Origin of the sequence: Dyadobacter sediminis (assembly GCF_005860765.1) — a bacterium.
Taxonomy (GTDB): domain Bacteria; phylum Bacteroidota; class Bacteroidia; order Cytophagales; family Spirosomataceae; genus Dyadobacter; species Dyadobacter sediminis.
In genome coordinates, this window is sequence record NZ_VCEI01000022.1 from 1 (window position 1) to 1,325 (window position 1,325).

The window sequence follows — 1,325 nt, forward strand, 5'->3', positions numbered from 1 at the left end:
GGGACTATCGCATTAACTGTGTAAACTTTTGAATCGGGGTTGGGCGAAGCTTATAGCCTGACCCTATTTTCAAAAATAGTCAAAAACTGATTCAGGATCATGCCCCAATTCCGGATGGGCATAGTCCATTTCTTCGAAGCCTCTCTAAGGGCTAAATATACGGATTTCATCACTGCTTCATCGGTAGGAAACGACAGCTTGTTTTTGGTGTACTTTCTTATTTTCCCATTCAGGTTCTCTATCAGATTCGTCGTATAAATGATCTGCCGAATTTCTAATGGGAAATCAAAAAAGACGGTTAGTTCATCCCAATTTTCCCTCCAGCTTTTGATAGCATAGGAATACTTGCTGTTCCATTTCAGCTCGAGACTGTCCAGGGCAGCTAAGGCCGCCTGCCGCGTAGGAGCACCATAAATGTCTTTTAAATCCCGGCTGAATTCTTTTTTATCTTTCCAGACCACATACCGGCAGCTGTTCCGGATTTGGTGGACTACGCAGATCTGGGTGGCAGATTCAGGAAAAACAGTCCGGATTGTTTGGGTGAAGCCGTTGAGATTGTCGGTGGCCGTGATCAAGATATCTTGTAACCCGCGGGCTTTCATATCTGTCAGAACACTCATCCAGTAGGCAGCGGACTCATTTTTTCCTAGCCACATGCCTAAGATTTCCTTGTAGCCGTCGCGTTTAAGCCCAACAGCGATGTAAACTGTCTTGTTGACTACCTTACTGTTCTCCCGCACTTTGAAGACAATACCATCCATCCATACTATCAGATAAACGGGTTCCAAAGGACGATTTTGCCAACTCACAATATCTTCTGCTATCCGGGATGTGATGCGGCTGATAGTAGATGTCGAAACTTCAAAATTGTAAACATCTTTGATCTGGTCTTCGATGTCGGAAACGCTCATTCCCTTAGCATACAGCGACACAATCACCTCTTCGATGCCGTCTACCATATTTTCCCGCTTAGGGACGATCATCGGATTGAAACTCGCGTCACGATCGCGGGGCATGCGTATTTCAGATTCCCCATAGCTCGTTTTAACCCTCTTTTTTCCATAGCCATTACGGGAATTAGTACTGAGCGTCTGTTCATGCTTGTCATACCCTAAGTGCCCATCCAGCTCTCCTTCAAGCATTTTCTCAATGCCCCGCTTCTGTAACTGGCCAAGAAAGTCATTGAGCGTATCGCGGCTCTTGAACTGCTTTAAAAACTCATCAGTCAACAAATCTTCTGGTCTCATAAACTGTGTTTTGTTAAAAGTAAAAAATCGGAGTTACAAACCCCGATTTAAACTTTACACAGATTTTGAGATAGTGTC

At 44.4% G+C, this 1,325-nt stretch carries 1 protein-coding gene; it reads right to left on the reverse strand.

Going from position 1 to position 1,325, the window contains the following annotated elements:
* Positions 1-50: 50 nt before the first annotated feature.
* The gene (locus FEM55_RS12400; protein ID WP_138281699.1) at positions 51-1,247 is read right to left on the reverse strand and encodes an IS256 family transposase; all 1,197 of its coding nucleotides are present in this window, start codon (positions 1,245-1,247) and stop codon (positions 51-53) included.
* Positions 1,248-1,325 lie beyond the last annotated feature (78 nt).

What these genes read in the sequence shown, in the direction of transcription:
- FEM55_RS12400 (WP_138281699.1), bottom strand. Translation starts at nt 1,247, where the DNA reads ATGAGACCAGAAGATTTGTTGACTGATGAGTTTTTAAAGCAGTTCAAG.